This is a genomic window from Meridianimarinicoccus zhengii, assembly GCF_003254465.1.
Taxonomy (GTDB): Bacteria; Pseudomonadota; Alphaproteobacteria; order Rhodobacterales; family Rhodobacteraceae; genus Meridianimarinicoccus; species Meridianimarinicoccus zhengii.
In genome coordinates this window covers 1-20,444 of record NZ_QDFI01000073.1, presented here as the reverse complement: position 1 = coordinate 20,444, position 20,444 = coordinate 1, and the positions used below count along the sequence as shown (strand labels likewise).

Genomic DNA, 20,444 nt, shown 5'->3' with positions numbered 1-20,444 from the left:
CAGCGCTCCAGCGTGATCTGCGCTGAGAATCAGTAGGTTAGGAATTGTTCAGGGCGAACTCCATATGGCATGGAAGGACGACATCACGGAACGACCGAGCGCCTTCTAGACCTCTGCTGCCCAATCGTTCATCACGCCGTGGGTCGCCCCGAAGAACAGGAATGCGACGCCGAGCAGCGCCACGGATGGCGCCAGACCGACCAAGACGAGCGCGGCGAGATACATCAACGCAGTGCCCTGCGTGATGCGGATCGCACCATGCTGTCCGATAGCCGACCGGTGACCGGGTAGGACGCCAGCGCTCCGATTCCCAAGAGGAGGGCAGCATGCCGAGACCCGCCTCGCCCAGACCGTGACGTGCCATCACGTCGGGAATGCGCGAAGCCCATGCTTCAAGAAGCATGCCACTGAGGATGAACGCGGCGGCGACGCCGCTCCTCGGCTGGCGCGTGCGAGACCATGCGTGATACGGAGTTTCGTTGGTCGATGCCATTGGCGGCGCTCTCTAACGCTCGACGCGCATGGGTCGGACGCGTCGGGGTCTTTCGGCGATTGCTCGAGCAAAGTACATTGGGGCTTCCGGTTGCTTGCTTGGAACGGATTTGCGTCGCGCATTTCCCGCAGGATTGTCTTTCGTGACGCTGGATGAAGGCGTCCGCGGACCGTACAGCCTGCGCGGTGTTGCCTCGACGGTCGCAAAGGACAGCGGTCGGGCCACCAATCGGTGGCATGCAGGACGGGCCCTATCCGAGGATGCGGCACACTCGATCGATCGCCATGCGGACCTCCGGCAGCCTGCGGTCGTCGTCATGGGTGACGAGCCACTGGTCGTGGGACAGCTCCTCGATGGGCTCGCCCGCGCGGGACAGGCGCGGCTCCGCGTCCCCGATGAACGTCGGCAGGACCACGCGCCCCGTCCCCGCGAGCGCGAGGTCGAGCGCGAGGCGCGGGTGGCTCACCTCGTGCAGTGTGGTGCCGCCCGCGCGCGCTGCGACCCAGCGCGCCGAGGGCGTGTCGGCCTGTACCCTGATCCACTCCTGCGGGGCGTCCGGCACGGCGTAGGCTGCGAAATGGACGCGGGCGAGCTTGCGGCCCGCGAGCCCCGCCTCGGTCGGCCGCCGATTGCGGATCCCGATCGCGGCCTCTCGGCGGCCGATGCTGAGAATGTCCTCGGCCGCGAGGAAGCGCAGCCGCAAGTCGGGCGGGGCGCCCGCCAGCGCGCGCACCTGCCGGACGAGGACCAGCGTCGTCCATGTCCCCGCGGATAGCTTCACCAGCGGCAGGGCATCCCCGTCCGGTCGCGCGGTGATCCGCTCGATCCGCGCCGAGATGCCTTCGATCTCGCGCAGCATCTCGAGACCTGCCTCTGTGAGGTCGTATCCGTGCGTGCGCCGCACGAAAAGTTCGCGCCCCACGGCGCGCTCAAGGGCGCGCATCCGGCGTCCCAGCGTCGGCGCGCTCGCGCCGGTTTCCCGCGCGGCGGCAGAGAGACCGCCGGTGCGCGCCACGGCGAGGAAGGCGGAGAGGTCGTCCCACCGCACAACTGATCGAGTCCGTTCATCCATGAAACGACCCTTTCGTTTCGCGTCGTTCCGCACGTTAGCTGCCGCAGCTAGCTTTGGGCAGTCCAATGACCGCAATTCGCAGGAGCGACCCATGACACAGAGATCACGCAAGGCGGCCGAAACCGCCCCGACGCGCCGCGCCGGCCATCAGCACCACCAGTCGGAGCACGACTTCCTCGTCAGCCACTCGGGGCTGGGGACGCGCGTGCTCTACCGGATGCTGACGCTGCTGGACCGGAGGTGAAGCGATGCCCGATACCGTAACAGACAAGACCCAACGTGCCACGATGCCGACGGCGGGGCTGGGCCGAAACGGCCCCTTTGTCTCGCGCCTCGCGCTCGGAACGATGACCTTCGGCGCGGAGATCGACGAGGCCGAGGCCCACCGGCAGCTCGACGTCTTCGTGGACCAAGGCGGCACCCTGATCGACACGGCCGACGTCTATTCGGCCGGCGTCTCCGAGGAGATGATCGGACGCTGGGGAAAGAACCGCGGCGGCCTTGGCGACGTCATCATCGCCACCAAGGGACGCTTCGCGCCGCCGCCGGGCAGCCACGGGGCGTCGCGCCGCGCGCTGGTGCGATCGGTCGAGGCGAGCCTGAGGCGGCTGCAGGTCGAGGCCATCGACCTCTACTTCGTGCATGGCTGGGACCGCCACACCGACGTGGCGGAGACGCTGGACACGCTCGGCGATCTCGTGCGTGCGGGCAAGCTGCACCACATCGGCTGGTCGAACGTTGCCGGCTGGCAGTTGCAGAAGATCGTCTCGACGGCCGAGGCCCATCGCCTGCCGCGTCCCGTGGCCCTCCAGCCGCAATACAGCCTGCTCGACCGCGGCATCGAGTATGAGGTGCTTCCCTGCGCGCTCGAGAACGGGATCGGCCTCACGCCGTGGTCGCCGCTCGGCGGCGGCTGGCTGACGGGAAAATACACGGCCGACGCGCGCCCCGAGGGCGCGACACGGCTGGGCGAGAACCCGGATCGCGGCGTCGAGGCCTACGATCTGCGCAACACGCCGCGCACGCACGCGGTGCTCGACGTGCTGCGGAGCATCGCCGGGCGTCTCGGTCGGCCGATGGCGCATGTCGCGCTGGCGTGGCTCTGGGCACGCCCCGGGGTCGCATCGGTCCTTCTTGGTGCGCGCACGGCCGACCAGCTCGCCGCCAATCTCGGCGCGGCCGACCTCATGCTGGACACGACCGACGTCGAGGCCTTGACGCAAGCCTCGGCCATCGGAGTGCCGCCCTATCCCTACGGCTTCCTCGGCGACTGGTCCGGTCTCGACGTGTGGCGCAGGCTCGGCACCTGAGGGGGCAAGCCGGCGCGACATCACTGCGCCGCGAGCGGTCGCTGTAACAGCGCCGTCGCCGCGCCGGCCAGCAGGATCGCGCCGACCGCCGCCATGCCCGACACGAGGGACCCCGTGGCGTCGGCGAAGCCACCTGCAATGATCGGACCGAGTATCTGGCCAGGCGGTGGTCTCTGACCGAGACTGCGAGAACACTCTCGTCATGCCAGCCATCGCGCTTCACCTTGTCGGGATTCCCGTGCGTCCCGCAGTAGCCTATCGGATACCACCTCAGCTGAACACCACCGCACAAAGAGGCCAGAAAGACGACAGTTCTGACGGAGCGACCGCTGAAATTGCCTAAAACCTCGTGCATTGCAAGAGGAACGCACAGACGACGCTCGACGCCGGCGTTTTGCTGTGCTGCGGCTGCACCCGGAGCGGACGTTCCCGAATGAGATGCAACCTCTGTAGTGCTGGACTGCTCCGATGCGGAGTAACGCCAGTGTCTCGGCTCACTCTTGCAACACATACGTCCCGGGCGCGGCGCAGAGCGGGGGCAACCCGCGGCCCGGGGCGCCCATGGTCGGCGGCTTGGCGACACCGCCGCCCCGTGTGGTCAGCCAGTCCGACCATTCGGGCCACCAAGAGCCGGCCTTCGGTGTGGACCGCGCCAGCCAGGCGTCGGGACCGAGGTAGAGCGCTCGTGCCGGGCGGTGCGACAGGCGGTACTGCCGCCCCCGGTGGCCCGGCTCGCTGAGGATGCCGCTGTTGTGCCCGCCATTCGTGAGCACGAAGGTGAGGTCGCAATCGGTGAAGAGCTGGGTCTTGTAGACCGACCGCCAGGGGGCGATGTGGTCGGTCTCGGTCGCCACGACGAAGAGCGGCACCGACAGGTCCTTGAGCGCGATCACCCGCCCTTCGACTGCGAAGCGTCCCGCCGTCAGCCGGTTCTCCAGGAACAGGCCGCGCAGGTACTCAGAATGCATCCGCGCCGGCATCCGCGTTGTGTCCGACAGCCAGACGCCGATGTCGGTCGGCACGTCCTCGCGCCCGAGGAAGTAGCGGCGAACGGCTCGGGTCCAGATCAGGTCCTCGGCCCGGATGGTGGCGAAGGCGCGGGCCATCTGCGGGCGGTCGAGATAGCCCTGTTCCCACATCAGGTCCTCGAGGAAGGCGATCTGGCTCTCGTCGAGGAACAGGAGCAGCTCGCCCGCCTCGACGAAATCTACCTGCGCCGCCATGAGCGTGACCGAGGCCAGCCGATCGTCGCCATCGCGCGCCATCGTGGCCGCAGCGATCGCCAGGATTGTGCCGCCGAGGCAATAGCCGATGGCGTGAACCGGCGTGTCAGGCACGATGGCCGTCACCGCGTCCAGCGCCGCCATCACGCCGCGCTTGCGGTAGTCCTCCAGCGAGAGGTCGCGCTGAGTGGCGGTCGGGTTCGTCCAGGAGATCATGAAGACGGTGAGGCCCTGGCCGACGAGGTAGCGCACCACCGAGTTTTCGTGCGACAGATCGAGGATGTAGTACTTCATGATCCAGGCCGGCACGATAAGGATCGGGCGCGCCTGCACCTGCGGCGTCTGCGGCGCGTACTGGATCAACTCCATCAGGTCGTTGCGGAAGACCACCTCACCAGGAGTGCAGGCCAGGTCCTCGCCGATCTGGTAGCCCTCGGGCGCGGGGTCGCACTGGCCGGTCAACGTCTTCACCGCGTCATGCGCGACATGCGCCGCGCCCTCGGTCAGGTTGCGGCCCGAGGTTCTCACGGTCTCCTCAATGATCTCGGGGTTGAGCAGCGGAGAGTTCGACGGCGACAGCACGTCGAGCGTCTGTCGGGCCAGGAACCTCGTGCGGTCCGCGTCCTCGGGGCGCAGGCCCCGCGTCGGTTCGGTGGCATGGTCCCACCAGTCCTGGACCGACAGGAAGCCCTGTTGCCAGAGCTGGAACGGGAAGGTTTGCCAGCCGCGATGGGCAAAGCGCTTGTCATAGGGTTTCGGCCCAAAGGGCGGCGGGCTGTTCGGATCGGTCGCAAGCGCCATGACCTTCAGCAGGTTGCGCTGCGCATGCTCAGCAAGTTCCATCTGCCGTCCGGGAGAGCGTGCCAGATGCTGCGCCCAGTCGCTCCACGCCTCCAGGAAGGCATGCGGCGACACCCCGCCGCTGAGCCGCGCCAGGGTGCCCCTGGCCGCGCGGTCGAAGGCGTGCTCCGGATGGTCCAGCAATGGATCGCGTAAGGGAGGTACGACGGCGGGAGGCTGGTCCGCCGCCGGAGCGGGTGCCGCGCGAGGTTTGTGCTTCGGAGGTAGCTTCATGATTGCACTCCCAGTCTGATCTGTTTCTCGATCTCGATCACTGCGAAGAACGCCGCCCCGACTGTCATGATCAGCAGCCCGTCCATCAGTGGGACGGGGCGTGTGCCCAGTATGGCCTGCAATGGCGGTAGGTAGGTGACGGCAAATTGTGCGGCGCTCACAGCGATGACCACCACCCAGACCACGTGCGTTCCCCGCACAGTGGACCATGTCAGCGAAGTACTGTGGATGTTTCGGATGAAGAACAAATGGAAGATCTCGAGCACTACCAGCATGTTCATTGCCATCGTCTGCGCGAGAGCCAGCGGATAGCCCTTGTCCATGGCGTAGTTGAACATGCCAAATACCGCCGCCAGGAACAGGGCCGCGACCAGTCCGACATGCCAGACCAACGCGCTCGAGAGGACCGGGGCGTGGCGGGCCCGCGGCGGGCGGGACATGGTTCCGGTTTCTGTCGGCTCGAAGGCCAGTGCGAGGCCCAGCGTGATCGCGGTAATCAGGTTGACCCAGAGGATCTGGACTGCCGTGATCGGCAGCGACAGCCCGACGAGAAGGGCCAGCACGATCACCATCGCTTCGCCGGTACTGGTGGGAAGGCTCCAACTGATTACCTTCTTGAGGTTGTCGTACACTGTCCGCCCTTCGCGCACCGCGGCCGCGATGGAGGCGAAGTTGTCGTCCGCCAGAACCAGATCGGCGGCTTCCTTGGCGGCCTCCGATCCTTTCAATCCCATGGCGATACCGACGTCGGCACGCTTCAATGCCGGAGCATCGTTCACGCCGTCGCCGGTCATCGCTATGGAAAGGCCGCGCGCCTGAAGCGCGCTCACGAGGCGCAGTTTGTGTTCCGGGCTGGTACGCGCAAAGATGTCGACATCCGCCACCTCCAGCATCAGTTGCGCGTCGTTGAGCTTGTCGAGATCGGCTCCGGTAAGCACCCGATGGGCGTTTTCGAGCCCGATCTGGGCGCCGATGGCGGCGGCGGTCCCGGCATGGTCCCCGGTGATCATTTTTACCCGGATGCCCGCCGCCCGGCATTCCGCGACGGCGGCAATCGCCTCGGGGCGGGGCGGGTCGATCAGGCCGACGAGGCCGACGAAATCGAGGCCACCGTCCAGTGCGGACCGGTCGATCCGGTCGCCGCTCTCGGGTCGCTCGGCCAGGGCCAGAATCCGCAGGCCGCGCCGCGCCAAGGTCTCTGCCCGGTCGTGCCAAGGCTGCGGGTCGATGCCGCCGCACATCCGCAGCACCCGCTCGGGCGCGCCCTTGACATGGGTCACGCGGCCCGTTGGCCCCTTCGTGAGGACGGCCATGAAACGGTGCTTGCTGTCGAAAGGGATGGCGTCGAGCCGCTGCCCCGAAATCTCCGCGCCCACCTTTCCCGCGAAGGCCAGCAGCGCGCCCTCCATCGGGTCACCTTCGACCGTCCAGACACCATCCGTGTGCCGCAGGTCTGCATCGTTGCACAGCGCCGCTGCCCGGGCGAGCCGGCCCAACTCCCCCGCCGGGGTGATCGCGCCGTCGGGTGCATAGCCTTCGCCTGCGATGACAAAACTGCCGTCGGGCGTTTCGGCGGCCGCTACGACCATCTCGTTTCGGGTGAGCGTCCCGGTCTTGTCGGTGCAGATCACCGACACCGACCCGATCGCTTCGATCGCGGGGAGGCGGCGGACGATGGCGTTGCGCCCGGCCATGGCCTGCACGCCGATTGCCAGCGTGATCGTCATCACTGCCGGAAGTCCCTCGGGGATTGCGGCCACGGCGACGCCGACCACCGCCATGAAGAGCTCGGCGAACGGCATGTGGCCCACGAAATAGCCCCAGATCAGCAGCAGCACCGCGCAGAGCAGGATCAGGAACGACAGCCAGCGTGCGAAATGGTCCATCTGCGCCACCAGCGGCGTGGTCAGCCGCTCGACCCCAGCGAGAAGTCCGCCGATGCGACCGATCTCCGTGCCGACTCCGGTCGCCACGACCAGCCCGCGCGCGGTGCCCTGCGTCACCAGCGTGCCCGACCACAGCATCGCGCGGCGGTCGCCAAGCGCGGCATCCAGGGCGACCGGATCAACGCCCTTTTCTACCGGCACGGATTCCCCGGTCAGGATCGCCTCCTGCGCCGCGAGGCCACGCGCCTCCAGCACACGCAGGTCGGCCGGCACCTTGTCGCCTGCGTCCAGCAGCACGACGTCGCCGGGGACGAGCTCCACGCCGTCCACCGTCACCCGCAGCCCGTCGCGCAGCACGGCGGCCCGGGGCGCCAGCATCTGGCGGATCGCGGCCATCGCCGCCTCGGCCTTGCCTTCCTGCATGAAGCCGATCACCGCATTGGCCAACACCACCGCCAGGATCACCCCGGTATCCACCCAGTGCTGCAAGACCCCGGTCACCACCGCCGCGCCGATGAGAACGTAGATCAGCACGTTGTGGAACTGTCGCGCAAATCGCAGCAGCGGACCGCGCACCCGAACTTCGGTCAGTTGGTTCGGCCCGTGCTTCGCCAGCCGACGCACTGCCTCCGTTGCGGTCAGGCCATCCGCCGTGGCCCCGAGCGCGGCAAGGCAGTCGGCGACCGGCTTGGCGTGGGCGTCGCTCAGGTGCATGTCATCGCGCCGTGTAGCCGCCGTCGATGACGTTCTCCGCACCGATGACGAATTTCGCCTTGGCCCAGGCGAGCCAGGCCACGGCCAAGGCGATGTCGTCCGGCTCTCCCATGTGTCCGACCGGGTGAACCGGCCCCGCCGCAGCCTTTGCCGCCTCCAGATCGGGCGAGGTTGCGCGCAGGTGGTTCTCCACCATTTGGGTCCGGATACAGGCCGGGTGAATCCAGGACTCGCGGGACGTCTCGGACGCATATGTGATGGCGTCGTTCTTCGATATCAGTCGCACCGAACCTTCCCTTGCGTTCAAAGAAACCTGGCAAACCCTCGAACGGCGTATACATCCAGTGCGAACGGGTGATCTTGTAGCGCGGCGCCGTGATGGTCACGCACCCGACCGTGGTTGCGAGGCTGCGCGCGTTATTCGCCACATGGGCCAGCAACGCGCCCAAGGCGAAAAAGATCAGGGAAAGTTCGATGATCTGCACCATCATTAGCCGAGCCAGAAAGCCGCTTCGCCTGGGGCGGGCCATATCCGCCTTCGGGTCTGGGATATCGCATGCCGGCGCCTGCATCATGCCATGACTCTGAACAACCGGTTCGTTCGGTTCGGCGCAAATGCGGATGAGGCGCAACTATCTGGCCGCATCCGGGCAAACCTCCAGGCATGGCCCGCGGAATGTGTTCCGGTTCCAGTTGTGCCGTCGGCCCGACGCCGTGCCGATCTCGCGCAACGAAATGCATGCGGCGCCGGTGCGGCGGTCGGCGCAGGCTGCCGGGTGAAGGCCCTTGCGGCGCGTGTTACAGGGGCACGTCATCATAGCGCCGCGCCCGTTTCGAGACCCTCATCCCGGATGCCGCCGCCTTGTTCATCAGGTCCAGCATCCTGCCCGGTTCGGCCGCGTACTGTTCGCGGGCCACGGTGAAGAAATCAGCCTGAACCTGCCACATGTCATCCAGACTTTTGCATGCCAGGATCGCGTTGCGGGCCCTTGCGTTCTGTTGCTGCCGTTCGAGCACGAAGCGCGCCGCCTCGGATACCATGTCGGTCCATGCGTGAAAGGCAACGGTGCCAACGGTGATGGGAAGGCCGGGTCCACCCAGTGCCGACAGCGGGCCCGACAGTCGGGGCCCGGTCCGATCTTCCGAATGTGTCTTGTTCTCGGACATTGCGTTTCTCTCCCAGTGGTGCTGCGATCGAGGTCATCCGTCCGATCGTTCGGATTGTGGGGCAGGGGGGCGGCAACACTGCATGTGACCCACACAACCCAGACGTCCGTCAGCGGGCTCAGGGTGCGAGCCGTCCCGCCACGCCATCCACGGCTTGCGGCCCGCCCGGGTGTCCCGCCGCGCGGACCAGCGGATCGGCCGGCGTCACGGGCACCGTCCCCGGCCACGGTCACGTGTCGTGACCCTGCCCGCGCGGTCAAGCTGCGATGCGGGCGGGCGCGTCAGCCGGATCTCCGTGATACACTCGGCTCTGATCCGGAAATAGCCCGCGATCTCCGGATCGGTCAGGCCAAGATCGGCCAGCGCCGCGACCACCCGCATCGGATGCGGTCCGAGCGCGTCGCACGTGTCGCGGGCGCATGTGGTCGTGCGGGGTCGTGCCTCGCATCGGGTCGTCATGGCAGGTTCCTCCCATAGTGCAGGTGTGCCACTGTCAGGATGGCCACCGGAACCGGCATCCCTTGCAAGGTGCAACCTGTCTGTATTCTGGCATGAGCGCCGCGACCTCGCTTTGATCGGTGTCAAAACAGGCCCCGATCACGCCGCCCCGCCCGGCGGCGGCGCGCCCGCCATAATGTCCGGAGGAAGCCGCGCGGCCAGCGCACGCAGCGCGCCCGCCGTAAGGACGCCGATCCCGAACAGGACCAGCACGACGTTCACGACCCAACCCAGCACCGGCACGAAGTTCAGGAGCGAAAAGCCCAGCACCCCGCAGCCCAGCAGCACGATCCGCAGTCCCAGCGCCGGGTCGTCGTGCCCGCCAAACGCGAGATACGACCGCAGCGCCACCGCATAGGCCCCAAGCACGAAACCCAGCGTCCAGACCACGATGCTCGCCAGCGCGATGATCGGCACGAAGGGCAGACCGATCAACGTCATCATCGCGACGGGCACCAGCCCCAGAAGCGCCGCAAGGCCCAGCACACCGAACAGCACCGTCAGCGCCGGCCGCCGGGTTGCCACCGTGCGTAACGCCTCCATCCGGGCCGGGGCCAGCGCCAGCAGCGCGCTACCCAGCAAGACGAGGAACCCGAACGTCACCAGGAACGCCGAAAGAAGCGCAATGCCGGACGGAAAGTTCAGCCTGTCGCGGCCCGCCCAGTCTTCCCCCCAGTTTCGCAGGTGTTCGGTCCGGCCCGGTAGGGGCGCAGCCTTGGTATAGACCACCCGCGCGGCGGGAATGACCTGGGCCGGAATGTCCACAGGTTCGGGTGCGGCATAGGTGAGCGTTCCCGCGATCCGCGCCGCGGGTCCAAAAGCGATGGCGCCCCCCTGCAGCAACGCATCCCCGGTGACGGCGGCGTTCAGCGTGATCTCGCCGCCGGTCGCGGCCAGCGCCCCGCCGACCGGGCCGTCGATCGTGATCGTGCCGCCCAGCATCCGGGCGTTGCCCGTGGTGATGGCGGTGTCGGCGGTGCGCACCGAAAAGCCGATCATCGACAGATCGCCGCCGACCGGCGCGCGCGCCGTCACCGCGGCCCCGGCGGCGTATAGATCGCCCGCAACCTCCGCCTCGAGATCCAGATCGAAGCCCGCCACATGGGCATCGCCCGCCACGTGGCCAGCGGTCACCACGGCCCCGCCCGACGCAAAGACATCGCCCGGCGCCTGCAATTCCGGCATGCCGGCCGATGCCGCGATGAAGGTATCCGTGCCGTTCGTTTGCACCACCGGCTCTGCCCCCAGCGGGGAAGCGACCGCAGTCGCCCAAAGGGCAGTTCCCAGAAGCGCGAGGACGCGCAATGCAACCGGCATGATGGCACTCCTTCTGAAACATGCCGCAGTTTTCTGCACCCTTTTCGGCGGGTCGCATTGATACCCATCAATGCCCGTCACACCGGAACCGTGCCCGCAGCCTTTTCCCTGCATATCCGCACCTCCCGGTGATGCCCGGTGTCAATGCCCGGGGGGCGCCGGCAGTCGCACTACCCCGGCGGCGCGTCGGCGTGCCTCATGGAACCGCTGATGCGCGAGTGTGAGCTGCGCCAGCCTCCTGTCGCGCTGATCGCTCAGGCGGCGCATGCGCGAGCCCGGATTGCCGATCAGGACAACCGATGGGCGCGCCCCTTCAGGGAAGAACGCCCGTGCGCCCCTTTGGGCAAGCCGCAGGCTCCGTTCGGCCCGGATGTAGCGGTCATAAAAAAGAAACAGCGCGCGCCGACGGACTTCGATGTCGAATGTCATGGCACAAACCTTTCCACCACCGACTGATTATACCACGCGGAACGCCTCTGTTCAGGGGTGATGATCAGAAACCGCATGCAAGAGTTCGCCGGTCAGTTCCCGACTCACGGCGTGAGAGATGTTTCCCAGACTGAGCATGGCGACCAGCCTCGAGTTGTCGTCGATAACGGGCAGGCGGCGGATCTTCTTCTGATCCATCAGGTCAATGACATCCTCGACCGTCTCGGTCTTCCGGCAATAGATGAGTCTCTTGCTCATGATCTCCTCGGCCCTGGTCGTCTGGGGGTCGCGGCCCGCGGCGACCACCTGGAGTGCTATGTCGCGGTCGGTAAGCATGCCGATCAGCTTGTCGTCATGCCCTATCGGGATTGCGCCGACATCGTCCTTCTGCATCATCTTCGCGACCTCGCTGACCGGTGTGTCGGCGCTGACCTAGCCGGCCCGGGGGTGCATTGCTTTCGCGATTTCCATCCTCGTGGCTCCTCTATCACGGGTTGCTAATAGAAATCCCGCAAGCCAGCCGCTGTCATTGGCCGACGTCAACAGAAACGGCGTTTCAAGCGCGCGACAGACTGCGAACGTGTCTGGCCCGTCGCTCCCGATCCTGGTGGGGCAGAACCTCACGACCGATGGACCTGACCGGGCGTGGGGGCGGACATCGCCCGTATCTGGATGGCGGGGGATGGCTTTACCTTGCTGTCTTTTGGCTGGGCCACGCGCGGCGCGGGCGCGGGGTTGATTCCGGTCATTGCAACGGCCCCAGGATCACCGAGACTGCGCCAGACGAATCCCGAGGGCGCCATGAGCCAATCCCAGACCGTCGCCTATCTTGCATCCGGCCGAGCCTTCGTGGAGGGCGGGCCGGTCGAGGTCATAGAAACCCACGGCGCTTACGTGTTCCTTGCCGGCGACACAGCCCTGAAGCTGAAACGCGCGGTCAAGTATGACTACATGGATCTCAGTACCGTGTCGCAGCGCAAGGCCATGATCGCGCGCGAACTGGAACTCAATCGCGCCTCGGCCCCGCAGATCTACCGGGACATGGTGCCCGTGACCCGTGGCGCGTACGGTCTTGCCCTCGACGGGCAAGGCGAGATCGTCGACTGGGTTCTGCGGATGTGGCGTTTCCCGGCGGAAAGCGAACTGACCCGGATCGTGGGGCGGGGGGCGCTCGACGACGGTCTGTCCAAGAAGGTCGGCCAGGAGATCGCGGCGTATCACGCCGGCGTCCCGGTGATCCGTCGCCCGGGCCGCCCCCTCGTCGCCGACATCCTGGAGGAGCTTGGACGGGTCTTCGACGAGTTTCCCGGTGCCGCGGGGACTGAACGGGTTGCCGAATGGCGCGAGACGGCCGCGGCGCGGCTCGCGACGGTGGGCCAGTTGCTGGACCGCCGGGGCGAGGGCGGTCACGTGCGGCGCGCCCACGGCGACTTGCATTTGCGCAACATCGTCGTGCTCGACGGCCGCCCGGTGCTTTTCGATGCGCTGGAATTCGACGAGTCGCTCGGCACGTGTGACGTTCTCTACGACATCGCCTTTCTGGTGATGGACCTCTGTCATCGGGGGCTTCGCCGACAAGCCTGCCGGGTGCTCGATGCGTGGCTGAGCGCCGCACGGGGCGCCGAGGATACCAGCCTTGCCGGGTTGCCCCTTTTCCTGTCCGTTCGCGCCGCGATCCGCGCCATGGTTCTTCTGCAGACCGATATGGCGCAGGGATCTTCCGACCGTTCTGCCCAAGAGGTGGCCGCCTACCTTGACCTTGCCTGCACGACGTTGAACCCCGCCCCGCCTCGGCTTGTTGCCGTCGGCGGGTATTCGGGTAGCGGCAAGAGCGTTCTGGCCCGCGCCCTGGCACCGATCGTCGGCGCGCTTCCGGGGGCGGTGTTGCTGAGTACCGACGAGGAAAGGAAAGCAGGCTTGTCCGGGACGGCGAAGCTCGCGCCGACGGCCTATGCCGCCGGGCACCGCGAGTCGGTCTATCGGCACATCTTTTCCCGCGCCGCGAGTGTTCTGGCGGCGGGCCATTCCGTGCTGATCGACGCAACCTTCATGGACTCGCGCCTGCGTGAAGCGGCCGAGGACGCGGCGCGGCAGGCAGGTGTGCCGTTCCTCGGGCTGTGGCTGAATGCGCCGATCCCGGTTCTCGAGGCCCGCTTGCGCGGCAGGCAGGGCGACGCCTCGGACGCGGATGTGGCGGTGTTGCAGCGCCAGCTTGCAACGGGTGCGGGGTGTCTGGACTGGCACCGGCTGGACGCCGCGGGAACGCCCGACATGGTCCTCGAGGCTGCCCGGCGATTGCCGGCCATCGCGGCGTGATCCGTCGCCCTGACCGGGCGGGCCGGCTGGGACACGGACCTTGCGCGCAGAATTCGCGCGCCAGGCGCGGCAAGCGGCGCCAGGGCTGCGGCCCGCAGCCGCGCCGCGGCGTGGCGGCTCTTTGAAGTGACGTATCCGTCGCCGCGAAATCACGGTCCGGCGCTCCGATTGCCCGATCGATCTCCGCCTGTGGTGGCGCCGAAAGCGGCATTTGCGAGGCTTGGCACAATCGCGGCCCGAGCCCGCATGAAGGACGCACCCACGATGCGCGTCAGGCAGTCGTAACCGGAGCCGCCCAAGCACGCGGTCATGCGCGACGATGATCTCGGTGGCGCACATCTGCGGTCTGTCTCTTCCATTGCGTACCACTTGACCCCAGAGCGGACCTTCCCGACTTGATCTGCCGCAAATGTGCATGCGCCGCCGCTGCCCCGGGACCTGGCCTGGCGCATAGCGGTACATGAGGCCGGGCCTGTCCTCGCTGCCTCCGCCCGCGGCCTGCCGCTGCCCGAACGGGTCGCGATAGGCGCGCAGGGCGGCGCGGTCCTGATGGTCCGCCGCAGGTGATGACGCGGCACAGCACGCTCGACTGGGTAGCGATGTTGATGGGGGGCCGGGCGGCGGAGTGCGCGGTGTTCGGGGTGGCGTCCTCGGGTGTGCTGTGCATCGCAACGGCTACGAAACCGCAGGCGTCGGAACATGGGCTCCCATGATCCTGTGTCGCACAAACGGGCTTAGCGAAATAACCAGTATTCCGATCGAGAACAGGCACCAGATTGCTGGCAACTCGTTTGGATCATTCGTCAACTGCGCGGCAAGGAGCGGGCCGACCAAAGCGTGAAAGAGCACGAACCGCCATGCTCCATAGACCAGGGGCAGCACGAATACCGCGGCCATGTAGGACGGGAACTGAACCGGGATCCCGAGGTAGCCGGGCAGTCCGTTCAAGGGGACTTCCCATCCGATATGCCACTCTCCCGATCGCAGACACCACGTGGAACCGCAAAGCACGTCGCCTGGCACGCACGGCCCGATGGCGTCGATCGGAACGAGCCGCAAGACCAGCAGGAGCGATGCAGACCCCGCCAGAATCCACACCCATCGGCGCATCGTTTTGCTTATCTCGGTGGGTGCGATCGCCATTGCGAAGGCGTTGATGAACAGCGGCTGTGACGCGATATGCAGATAGCTCAGGACCGTGATCGTCTGGTTGGCGCTGCTTCCACATTGATCCACCACCGCGTAGCCGGCTGCCTGCAGGGCTTCCATCAGGGTGAAGAATCCCAGTGTGACCCAGATCGCCTTCGGTTCGCCGCGCTTCAGCGCGACCGCTGTTGCCGCTCCGCCGGCCGCGACCATCGCCAAAGATGCTGTCGCGCTCCAGCACATGTCATTCACCCTTGTTCAGTTGCGCTTCGCGCTCTCACCGCATGTGCCCACCCGGGCATCGCTATGCCTTGCTTTCCCACTGTTATCCTGTATCGCGCTCACTATATACAATAAAACGTGAATGTTTGGGTGGCACAGATGAACGTCACAATTGCTTGTCTCAAATGTGGTCAAGGCAACAGGCTCCCCACGACGCGTGTCGGCGCGGATCCCAAGTGCGGCACTTGCGGCGCGCCGCTCGCAAGCGGCCTGCCTACCGATGTCTCGCTTGATGTTCTCAAGAAGGCAGCGCGCCTTGATACAATTCCCCTGGTCGTCGATTTCTGGGCCGGGTGGTGCGGTCCGTGCCGCGCGATGGCGCCCGAATTCGCGAAAGCGGCGCGCGCGATGAAGGGCAAGGCGCGTTTCGCCAAGCTCGATACCGAAGCTTTCCCGGAGGCTGGTGCGCGATACGGGATTCGCGGCATTCCACTGTTGATTGCCTTCCGCGACGGCCAGGAAATCGGACGCCAGACGGGTGCGAGATCCGGCCCCGACATCGCCGCGTGGATCGGCAGCGCAAACGGAGCGTGATGACCTGCCATGAGTGACGATCCCTACAAGACACTCGGTGTGTCACAGGCGGCCTCGCAGGACGACATAAAGAAAGCTTATCGTCGGCTTGCGAAATCCCTGCACCCTGACCTTCATCCCGATGATCCGGGCAAGCAGGCCGAATTCCAGGCCGTCTCGGCCGCCCACGACATCTTGCGCGATCCGGAGAAGCGGCGGCGCTTCGATGCGGGTGAGATTGATGCCGCGGGTCACGAGCGCCCTGAAAGGCAGTACTACCATCACTACGCCGGACAGGACGCAGGCGCGCGTTACGATCGGGGATCAAGGCCCGATTTCGGACACGGCTTCGGTCCGCGCGCCGAGGAAGATGTCTCGGATCTCTATGCCGAACTTTTTGGGCGAAAGGCGCGCGGAGCGACAGCTGGGAACACGTTCCACAGGCGGGGCCATGATCTGAGGTATCAGCTTGAGGTCGATTTCCTCGACGCGGCGCGTGGCGCGAAGCGTACCGTCACCATGCCCGACGGAAAATCCATCGAGATCTCGGTTCCCCCGGGCGTTCGCGATGGGCAGACCTTGCGGCTGCGCGGCAAGGGTGCACCGGGCAGCGGTGAGGGTCCGGCCGGAGACGCGCTGGTTACCATCAGCGTGAACGCGCACCCGGTCTTCACCCGTGACGGCGACAATATCGAGATCGAACTGCCGATCACCTTCGACGAGGCTGTTCTCGGCGCGAAGGTCGATGTCCCGACGATCAATGGGCTGGTCTCGATGACGATCCCAAGAGGCTCGTCTTCGGGCGAACGTCTTCGGCTCAAGGGCAAGGGCATCAAGCGCGGTGAGCATCTGGGCGACCAGATGGTGCGGCTCAAGATTGTCCTGCCCAAGAAGACGGACGACGAGATGCGGGCTTTTGCCGAACGCTGGCGCGCCGTGGCCGCTTTCGACCCGCGCGCCGACATCAGGAGGAAGACATGAGCCTTGACGAAAGTACCGTTGTCGCCCGTATCGAACGTCTCACAATTCGAGAGCTGCGGCTCTGGATGCGCGAAGGCTGGGTGCGCCCGGCTCAAGGTGAACGCGGCCCGGTGTTTGATGATCTCGACGTGGCCCGACTCCGGCTCCTGTGCGAACTTCGCAAGGATATCGGATTGCCACAGGACGTCATGCCTACCGTGCTCGCGTTGATCGACCAGTTGTATCGCACCCGGCGCGATCTTGCCCATCTCATGCAGGCCGTTGACGATCAACCCACCGACATCCGCCGCGCCGTTATAGCTGCGATGCGCCGCCGCGCCGAGGCTGGAGATTAGCGCTGACACATGCGCCTCGTTTGCTTGCGTAGCGGCATGCTCCCCCGAACCTTCTTGGAATTTACGATGAAGCCGCGGTGACGGAGCTCGGCACCGACGCGCCGGTATCCATACCCTTCGAACGCGTTGGTGATGTCGCGGATCAGCGACCCGAAAGCCCGCACGATCCCGGCAATGCATCAGGCGGACGTGTCGGCGTCGAGGTGGAGCACGACATCGCCGACGACGATCCGGTTCCCGCCCTTGACCGGCGCGGATTCCCCGGTGATCGCGGCCTCGTTGACGGATGCGACGCCTTCGACCACCTCGCCATCGGCGGGGATGAGATCGCCGGTTTCGACCAGCACGATGTCGCCTGCGCGCAGCTCGCTTGCCGGGACGACCTTGTGGCTGTCGCCCTTGACCCGCTTGCCCTTCAGTTCTGCCTTGGTGGAGCGCAGCGAGGCCGCCTGCGCCTTGCCGCGCCCCTCTGCCAGCGCCTCTGCGAAGTTGCCGAACAGGACCGTCAGCCAGAGCCAGAAGACGATCTGCGCCTCGAAGGCGACGTCGCCGCCTGCAAGGATCGAGCGCGCCAGCAGGACCGTGGCGAGGGTCGCCACGCTGGCGGTCGTGAACATGACCGGGTTGCGGATCAGCTGCCGCGGGTCGAGCTTGGCAAAGCTGTCGCGGATCGCGGGCACCACGAGTGCCGCCGCGAAGATCGACGTGTTTGGGTGGTGTGCCATGCCACGCCCCTCAGAACCGTTCCGGCCGCAAGAGCACGGCCAGCAGGTAGACGAGAAGCGCCGCGGCCGTGATGCCGCCGAGCACGAGATCGAAGCCCATGTATCATACCTCCGGACAATGGATCGTGGGAGGTACCTGCGCCCGAACCCCGTAAGCTCGCCATGTGAAATTCGGGTGGACAAAATAAGAAACGCGTAAAAATTGCGTTCTTACGTAGTCTTACCTGCTGGACGAAGGTGTGTGTCTACACGGGTTGGGACATCCGAGACCAGGCGTTCTTCTCCCGGAAGAGGCCTGCCCGTCATCGCCCACATCGCTGCATGCCCCACTGAAAGCGCTTGCTATTTCTGCAAGCGCCTCCTATGTAATCGGGATGAACAACAGGCATCGCAAGACCCTTGCCGCCGTCTTTGCCGACCCGGTGTCCGGCACCCTGGACTGGGCAGCTATAGAGGGTCTGCTGCTGGCCGCAGGCGCGCGGCTGATCGAAGGGCGCGGATCGCGCGTGCGGTTCGAAAAGGATGGCGAGGTCGCGACGTTTCACCGTCCGCACCCGGCGAAGGAAGCGAAGCGATACCAGGTGCGCGATGCCCGTGATTTCCTGGAACGGATCGGGGTAAAACCATGAGCAATACCATGACGTACAAAGGCTATGCCGCCCGCATCGAGTACGACGACGAGGACGGGATCCTTACGGGCCAGATCGCGGGCATCCGGGATCGTGTCGGCTTTCACGCGGATACCGTAGAAGGGCTGCGAGAGGCATTTCACGAGGCGGTTGAAGATTACATCGAGGCTTGCACCAAGATCGGCAAAGAGCCTCAGAAGGCATACTCGGGGCAGGTCATGTTCCGGGTCAGCCCTGAAGTGCACCGCAAGGCTGCCATGGCAGCTGAGTTGTCCGGCAAAAGCTTGAATCAGTGGGCAGAGGAAGTTCTGAACCGCGCCGCTGGCTAAGTGCAAGCGCAGTTGTCTTGTGCCATCACTCATGCAGTTGATCGGTACATCGCAGCCATGGGCGCCGACTGCGGTGGGTCAGTGCCCAAGCGGGAGTCGGAACTTTCCCGCAGCGGAAAGTATACTACCATAATATCTCTTATAGATGTGCGCTTATAGTTTGGGGGCACATTCTAAACTGGGTTGCGACACATCCCCTATCTTGTTGAAAAGCAAGGAGAACGGACATGGCCCACACGGAGCTGGATTTGCGTGAACGGCGTGCAGTCGAGGACATACTGACCGGCTATCACGGCGTCACCGCGCAGCGCATGTCCGACGCCCGCCGCGGAGAGGACGGTCCCGATGCCCGCTCTGTGCGGAGAATGCGCCCGTGATCGAATCACGTGGCACAGTGCGGTCACGCCCTTCCGCTCCATCCTGTGCCACTGTGCCTCCTGCTGCACGAGCGAAGGGGCGGGCCCGTGGACTACATGGGCTTTGGCAAGATCACGGTCTGCTGGAGCGGACAGCGCGTGTTTCGTGTCCCGGCGACGGGCGCGGCCCTTGCGACCTGCCGTTGCTCCGGCCGCGTCGTTGAGCGCCACCGGCCCGCCTGCCCCCGGTGATCCGCCGACGCCTCACTTCACCATACGGTGGGGACAGGTCTGAAGCGATTTCCTGCGGCACTCGCTCCTCTGGCCGGTGCGGCCGCGCCGAAGCTTGGAGGTGGCCAAGTACTTGATCTGTAGTCAGTAAAAATTTCTTCGGAATCTTTTTCCGGCAAAGTCCGATGAGCCAATATCTTCAGCAGATCGAGGGTGACAGCGAGCCCTCGGTGGCGCCGTGATGGGGCAAAGCCCCGCAGACGAAGGAGATCGTGCGTGTTGGAGATTCCTGGCGACAAAATCGTGCTCCCTCGTCCGCCGCAGCCTGAAGATTGGCCGCTGAATATGCGTGCGCCTATCCCGGCACATATCGAGCAACAAGAAGGAGGTTCCTCATGCTCAGGATGATCGAAGGCCCGAAGGTTTCAACAACCTACGACAACGCCGACGGACGTTTCGTGTTCGAAGGGTGCGGAGACCTCGCCAGCCACGCCGCCACCCAATGGCTACTCGCATATGTTCGCCCTGACGACGAGGTCAATGGCGAGGCTTGGTCCGGCTGGCATGACGCAGACCACATCATGTCCGTCTTCGCCGTCATCAGTGAGGACGACGAAACCCACGAACGTCACGAACGCCAGCTCGATGCCGATGACCTCACAGCGCGCGGCGTTTCGGTGCTCGATGCTGCCTGCAATGGCGAGAACGCTCAAGCATTGCTCGACCTCTGGGCCGGCGACATCGCCGCCGGTTTCGGCGAGACATGGCACGCTCTCGAGAGCGAGAAGCACCTCGACCCGATCGCCGCTTGGGGCACGGCTTCAGAATGCGCGGCCCTGGCTGCCGCATACAACAAGATCGAGGGTGCGGACATTTACACCAGCTGCCCAATGGACCCGGATGACATGCGCCAGCATCTCCAGATCATCCTGAACGAGGGCATCAACGCGGACGATGCCCTTCGGAGTCTATAAAGCCATACCGGCGCGACCCCTTCCGGGGTCTGCCATCTACCTCCCGACATACGCGCGATACTCGGCGTGGTTCCGGACTGACGTGCGAAAATGATCGAGCGGCGATCTTTAATCAGTAGTTTTGGCCGACCCGTAGGCGGTGTCCCTGGGAGGCTGTCTGAAACAGTTTATTTTTCCGGTCGCTGCCAAAAAACGGCCAATATTCAGATTGAACGCTGAACGGCGGAACCTCAACCACAGTCGCCTCCTCGCGATCTCCATCTTGACAGCCGCGGCGGCGCTTCTCGCCGTCCTTTCCGAAGCGGCGTCGGGCAACCGTCCCGGACACATCTCACTGGAGGTTCCACATGAACTCGATAGTGTTCACCCACTTCATCACGCCCAGAGTATCCGTCGTGATCAAGCCGTTTTTTGGGTCCACGTGCGATCAGCTTTGACGAGAGC

Annotated in this window: 24 protein-coding genes and 1 pseudogene; 10 read left to right on the top strand and 15 right to left on the bottom strand. The window is 65.6% G+C overall.

Annotated elements, in window-relative coordinates; all coding sequences use genetic code 11:
• Positions 1-105: 105 nt before the first annotated feature.
• On the bottom strand, positions 106-228 hold the full coding sequence (locus DDE13_RS23635) for a hypothetical protein (protein ID WP_268951261.1): 123 nt from the start codon (positions 226-228) through the stop codon (positions 106-108).
• 515 nt (positions 229-743) lie between these two features.
• Complete coding sequence (locus DDE13_RS18155) at positions 744-1,565, bottom strand: LysR family transcriptional regulator (RefSeq protein ID WP_111405667.1); 822 nt, start codon at positions 1,563-1,565, stop codon at positions 744-746.
• Positions 1,566-1,656: 91 nt separating this feature from the next.
• Here DDE13_RS18155 and DDE13_RS23005 point away from each other — a divergent pair, with 91 nt between their 5' ends.
• Positions 1,657-1,809 carry a hypothetical protein gene (locus DDE13_RS23005; RefSeq protein WP_162631083.1) on the top strand — a complete coding sequence of 51 codons (153 nt, stop codon included), beginning with the start codon at positions 1,657-1,659 and terminating at the stop codon, positions 1,807-1,809.
• Positions 1,810-1,813: 4 nt separating this feature from the next.
• Positions 1,814-2,875, top strand: coding sequence for an aldo/keto reductase (locus tag DDE13_RS18150; protein ID WP_222626131.1), 1,062 nt, complete (start codon positions 1,814-1,816; stop codon positions 2,873-2,875).
• Positions 2,876-3,369: 494 nt separating this feature from the next.
• Here the strand turns inward: DDE13_RS18150 and DDE13_RS18145 are convergent, their stop codons facing one another.
• The 9 genes and pseudogenes from DDE13_RS18145 to DDE13_RS23625 form a co-directional block, all read right to left on the bottom strand.
• On the bottom strand, positions 3,370-5,082 hold the full coding sequence (locus tag DDE13_RS18145; RefSeq protein ID WP_235868767.1) for a PHA/PHB synthase family protein: 1,713 nt from the start codon (positions 5,080-5,082) through the stop codon (positions 3,370-3,372).
• 86 nt (positions 5,083-5,168) lie between these two features.
• Positions 5,169-7,772, bottom strand: coding sequence for a cation-transporting P-type ATPase (locus DDE13_RS18140; RefSeq protein ID WP_111405665.1), 2,604 nt, complete (start codon positions 7,770-7,772; stop codon positions 5,169-5,171).
• A gap of 1 nt (position 7,773) precedes the next feature.
• Positions 7,774-8,058, bottom strand: a complete 285-nt coding sequence (locus tag DDE13_RS18135) for an SDR family oxidoreductase (RefSeq protein ID WP_235868766.1) — start codon at positions 8,056-8,058, stop codon at positions 7,774-7,776.
• A 512-nt stretch (positions 8,059-8,570) separates the two neighbouring features.
• Positions 8,571-8,939 carry a phasin family protein gene (locus DDE13_RS18130; RefSeq protein ID WP_111405663.1) on the bottom strand — a complete coding sequence of 123 codons (369 nt, stop codon included), beginning with the start codon at positions 8,937-8,939 and terminating at the stop codon, positions 8,571-8,573.
• Positions 8,940-9,143: 204 nt separating this feature from the next.
• A complete protein-coding gene (locus DDE13_RS18125) occupies positions 9,144-9,398 on the bottom strand; it encodes a hypothetical protein (protein ID WP_111405662.1) in 255 nt (84 codons plus the stop codon).
• A gap of 138 nt (positions 9,399-9,536) precedes the next feature.
• Positions 9,537-10,754 (bottom strand): hypothetical protein, encoded by a 1,218-nt coding sequence (locus tag DDE13_RS18120; RefSeq protein WP_111405661.1) that lies wholly within the window; start codon positions 10,752-10,754, stop codon positions 9,537-9,539.
• Between the two features lie 141 nt (positions 10,755-10,895).
• Positions 10,896-11,183 carry a hypothetical protein gene (locus DDE13_RS18115; protein ID WP_111405660.1) on the bottom strand — a complete coding sequence of 96 codons (288 nt, stop codon included), beginning with the start codon at positions 11,181-11,183 and terminating at the stop codon, positions 10,896-10,898.
• Between the two features lie 51 nt (positions 11,184-11,234).
• Positions 11,235-11,519, bottom strand: coding sequence for a CBS domain-containing protein (locus tag DDE13_RS23630; protein WP_343125830.1), 285 nt, complete (start codon positions 11,517-11,519; stop codon positions 11,235-11,237).
• Positions 11,508-11,603: pseudogene (locus tag DDE13_RS23625) on the bottom strand (CBS domain-containing protein); the annotation flags it as partial. The pseudogene DDE13_RS23625 and the gene DDE13_RS23630, both read right to left, overlap by 12 nt.
• 381 nt (positions 11,604-11,984) lie before the next feature.
• Between DDE13_RS23625 and DDE13_RS18105 the strand changes: the two are divergent.
• Complete coding sequence (locus DDE13_RS18105; RefSeq protein ID WP_111405658.1) at positions 11,985-13,499, top strand: bifunctional aminoglycoside phosphotransferase/ATP-binding protein; 1,515 nt, start codon at positions 11,985-11,987, stop codon at positions 13,497-13,499.
• A gap of 675 nt (positions 13,500-14,174) precedes the next feature.
• Here DDE13_RS18105 and DDE13_RS18100 read toward each other — a convergent pair.
• Positions 14,175-14,888 (bottom strand): DUF5765 domain-containing protein, encoded by a 714-nt coding sequence (locus tag DDE13_RS18100; protein ID WP_111405657.1) that lies wholly within the window; start codon positions 14,886-14,888, stop codon positions 14,175-14,177.
• A gap of 138 nt (positions 14,889-15,026) precedes the next feature.
• Here DDE13_RS18100 and DDE13_RS18095 point away from each other — a divergent pair, with 138 nt between their 5' ends.
• The 3 genes from DDE13_RS18095 to DDE13_RS18085 are packed head-to-tail and all read left to right on the top strand — an operon-like array spanning position 15,027 to position 16,756.
• Positions 15,027-15,461 carry a thioredoxin domain-containing protein gene (locus DDE13_RS18095; protein ID WP_111405668.1) on the top strand — a complete coding sequence of 145 codons (435 nt, stop codon included), beginning with the start codon at positions 15,027-15,029 and terminating at the stop codon, positions 15,459-15,461.
• Between the two features lie 9 nt (positions 15,462-15,470).
• Positions 15,471-16,421: a DnaJ C-terminal domain-containing protein gene (locus tag DDE13_RS18090; RefSeq protein ID WP_111405656.1), complete on the top strand. Its 951-nt coding sequence runs from the start codon at positions 15,471-15,473 to the stop codon at positions 16,419-16,421.
• Entirely contained in the window at positions 16,418-16,756 is a 339-nt protein-coding gene (locus tag DDE13_RS18085) for a MerR family transcriptional regulator (RefSeq protein WP_111405655.1), read from the top strand. The genes DDE13_RS18090 and DDE13_RS18085 overlap by 4 nt, the downstream gene beginning before the upstream one ends.
• Here the strand turns inward: DDE13_RS18085 and DDE13_RS23745 are convergent.
• From DDE13_RS23745 to kdpF, 3 genes are read right to left on the bottom strand one after another with little or no spacing between them, the layout of a single operon-like run.
• Positions 16,753-16,920, bottom strand: coding sequence for an IS3 family transposase (locus DDE13_RS23745; protein WP_162631082.1), 168 nt, complete (start codon positions 16,918-16,920; stop codon positions 16,753-16,755). The two genes, DDE13_RS18085 and DDE13_RS23745, sit on opposite strands and share 4 nt — an antisense overlap.
• 15 nt (positions 16,921-16,935) lie before the next feature.
• A complete protein-coding gene (locus DDE13_RS18075) occupies positions 16,936-17,481 on the bottom strand; it encodes a P-type ATPase (protein WP_235868765.1) in 546 nt (181 codons plus the stop codon).
• 10 nt (positions 17,482-17,491) lie between these two features.
• Complete coding sequence (gene kdpF / locus DDE13_RS18070) at positions 17,492-17,581, bottom strand: K(+)-transporting ATPase subunit F (RefSeq protein WP_111405653.1); 90 nt, start codon at positions 17,579-17,581, stop codon at positions 17,492-17,494.
• 274 nt (positions 17,582-17,855) lie between these two features.
• Between kdpF and DDE13_RS18065 the strand changes: the two genes are divergently transcribed.
• The 4 genes from DDE13_RS18065 to DDE13_RS18055 all read left to right on the top strand — a co-directional run bounded on the left by DDE13_RS18065 (position 17,856) and on the right by DDE13_RS18055 (position 20,000).
• Positions 17,856-18,110, top strand: coding sequence for a type II toxin-antitoxin system HicA family toxin (locus DDE13_RS18065; protein WP_111405652.1), 255 nt, complete (start codon positions 17,856-17,858; stop codon positions 18,108-18,110).
• A complete protein-coding gene (locus tag DDE13_RS18060; protein WP_111405651.1) occupies positions 18,107-18,439 on the top strand; it encodes a type II toxin-antitoxin system HicB family antitoxin in 333 nt (110 codons plus the stop codon). The genes DDE13_RS18065 and DDE13_RS18060 overlap by 4 nt, the downstream gene beginning before the upstream one ends.
• A 227-nt stretch (positions 18,440-18,666) precedes the next feature.
• Positions 18,667-18,816 (top strand): hypothetical protein, encoded by a 150-nt coding sequence (locus tag DDE13_RS23000; protein ID WP_162631081.1) that lies wholly within the window; start codon positions 18,667-18,669, stop codon positions 18,814-18,816.
• Positions 18,817-19,421: 605 nt separating this feature from the next.
• A complete protein-coding gene (locus DDE13_RS18055; protein WP_111405650.1) occupies positions 19,422-20,000 on the top strand; it encodes a hypothetical protein in 579 nt (192 codons plus the stop codon).
• The last annotated feature ends 444 nt before the right edge of the window (positions 20,001-20,444 follow it).

Excerpts from the sequence above, each read along its gene's own strand:
- DDE13_RS18155 (WP_111405667.1), bottom strand. The coding sequence starts at position 1,565 with ATGGATGAACGGACTCGATCAGTTGTGCGGTGGGACGACCTCTCCGCC.
- DDE13_RS23005 (WP_162631083.1), top strand. The coding sequence starts at position 1,657 with ATGACACAGAGATCACGCAAGGCGGCCGAAACCGCCCCGACGCGCCGC.
- DDE13_RS18150 (WP_222626131.1), top strand. The coding sequence starts at position 1,814 with ATGCCCGATACCGTAACAGACAAGACCCAACGTGCCACGATGCCGACG.
- DDE13_RS18140 (WP_111405665.1), bottom strand. The coding sequence starts at position 7,772 with ATGCACCTGAGCGACGCCCACGCCAAGCCGGTCGCCGACTGCCTTGCC.
- DDE13_RS18130 (WP_111405663.1), bottom strand. The coding sequence starts at position 8,939 with ATGTCCGAGAACAAGACACATTCGGAAGATCGGACCGGGCCCCGACTG.
- DDE13_RS18125 (WP_111405662.1), bottom strand. The coding sequence starts at position 9,398 with ATGACGACCCGATGCGAGGCACGACCCCGCACGACCACATGCGCCCGC.
- DDE13_RS18120 (WP_111405661.1), bottom strand. The coding sequence starts at position 10,754 with ATGCCGGTTGCATTGCGCGTCCTCGCGCTTCTGGGAACTGCCCTTTGG.
- DDE13_RS18115 (WP_111405660.1), bottom strand. The coding sequence starts at position 11,183 with ATGACATTCGACATCGAAGTCCGTCGGCGCGCGCTGTTTCTTTTTTAT.
- DDE13_RS23630 (WP_343125830.1), bottom strand. The coding sequence starts at position 11,519 with ATGCTTACCGACCGCGACATAGCACTCCAGGTGGTCGCCGCGGGCCGC.
- DDE13_RS18105 (WP_111405658.1), top strand. The coding sequence starts at position 11,985 with ATGAGCCAATCCCAGACCGTCGCCTATCTTGCATCCGGCCGAGCCTTC.
- DDE13_RS18100 (WP_111405657.1), bottom strand. The coding sequence starts at position 14,888 with ATGTGCTGGAGCGCGACAGCATCTTTGGCGATGGTCGCGGCCGGCGGA.
- DDE13_RS18095 (WP_111405668.1), top strand. The coding sequence starts at position 15,027 with ATGAACGTCACAATTGCTTGTCTCAAATGTGGTCAAGGCAACAGGCTC.
- DDE13_RS18090 (WP_111405656.1), top strand. The coding sequence starts at position 15,471 with ATGAGTGACGATCCCTACAAGACACTCGGTGTGTCACAGGCGGCCTCG.
- DDE13_RS18085 (WP_111405655.1), top strand. The coding sequence starts at position 16,418 with ATGAGCCTTGACGAAAGTACCGTTGTCGCCCGTATCGAACGTCTCACA.
- DDE13_RS18075 (WP_235868765.1), bottom strand. The coding sequence starts at position 17,481 with ATGGCACACCACCCAAACACGTCGATCTTCGCGGCGGCACTCGTGGTG.
- kdpF (WP_111405653.1), bottom strand. The coding sequence starts at position 17,581 with ATGGGCTTCGATCTCGTGCTCGGCGGCATCACGGCCGCGGCGCTTCTC.
- DDE13_RS18065 (WP_111405652.1), top strand. The coding sequence starts at position 17,856 with ATGAACAACAGGCATCGCAAGACCCTTGCCGCCGTCTTTGCCGACCCG.
- DDE13_RS18060 (WP_111405651.1), top strand. The coding sequence starts at position 18,107 with ATGAGCAATACCATGACGTACAAAGGCTATGCCGCCCGCATCGAGTAC.
- DDE13_RS23000 (WP_162631081.1), top strand. The coding sequence starts at position 18,667 with ATGGCCCACACGGAGCTGGATTTGCGTGAACGGCGTGCAGTCGAGGAC.
- DDE13_RS18055 (WP_111405650.1), top strand. The coding sequence starts at position 19,422 with ATGCTCAGGATGATCGAAGGCCCGAAGGTTTCAACAACCTACGACAAC.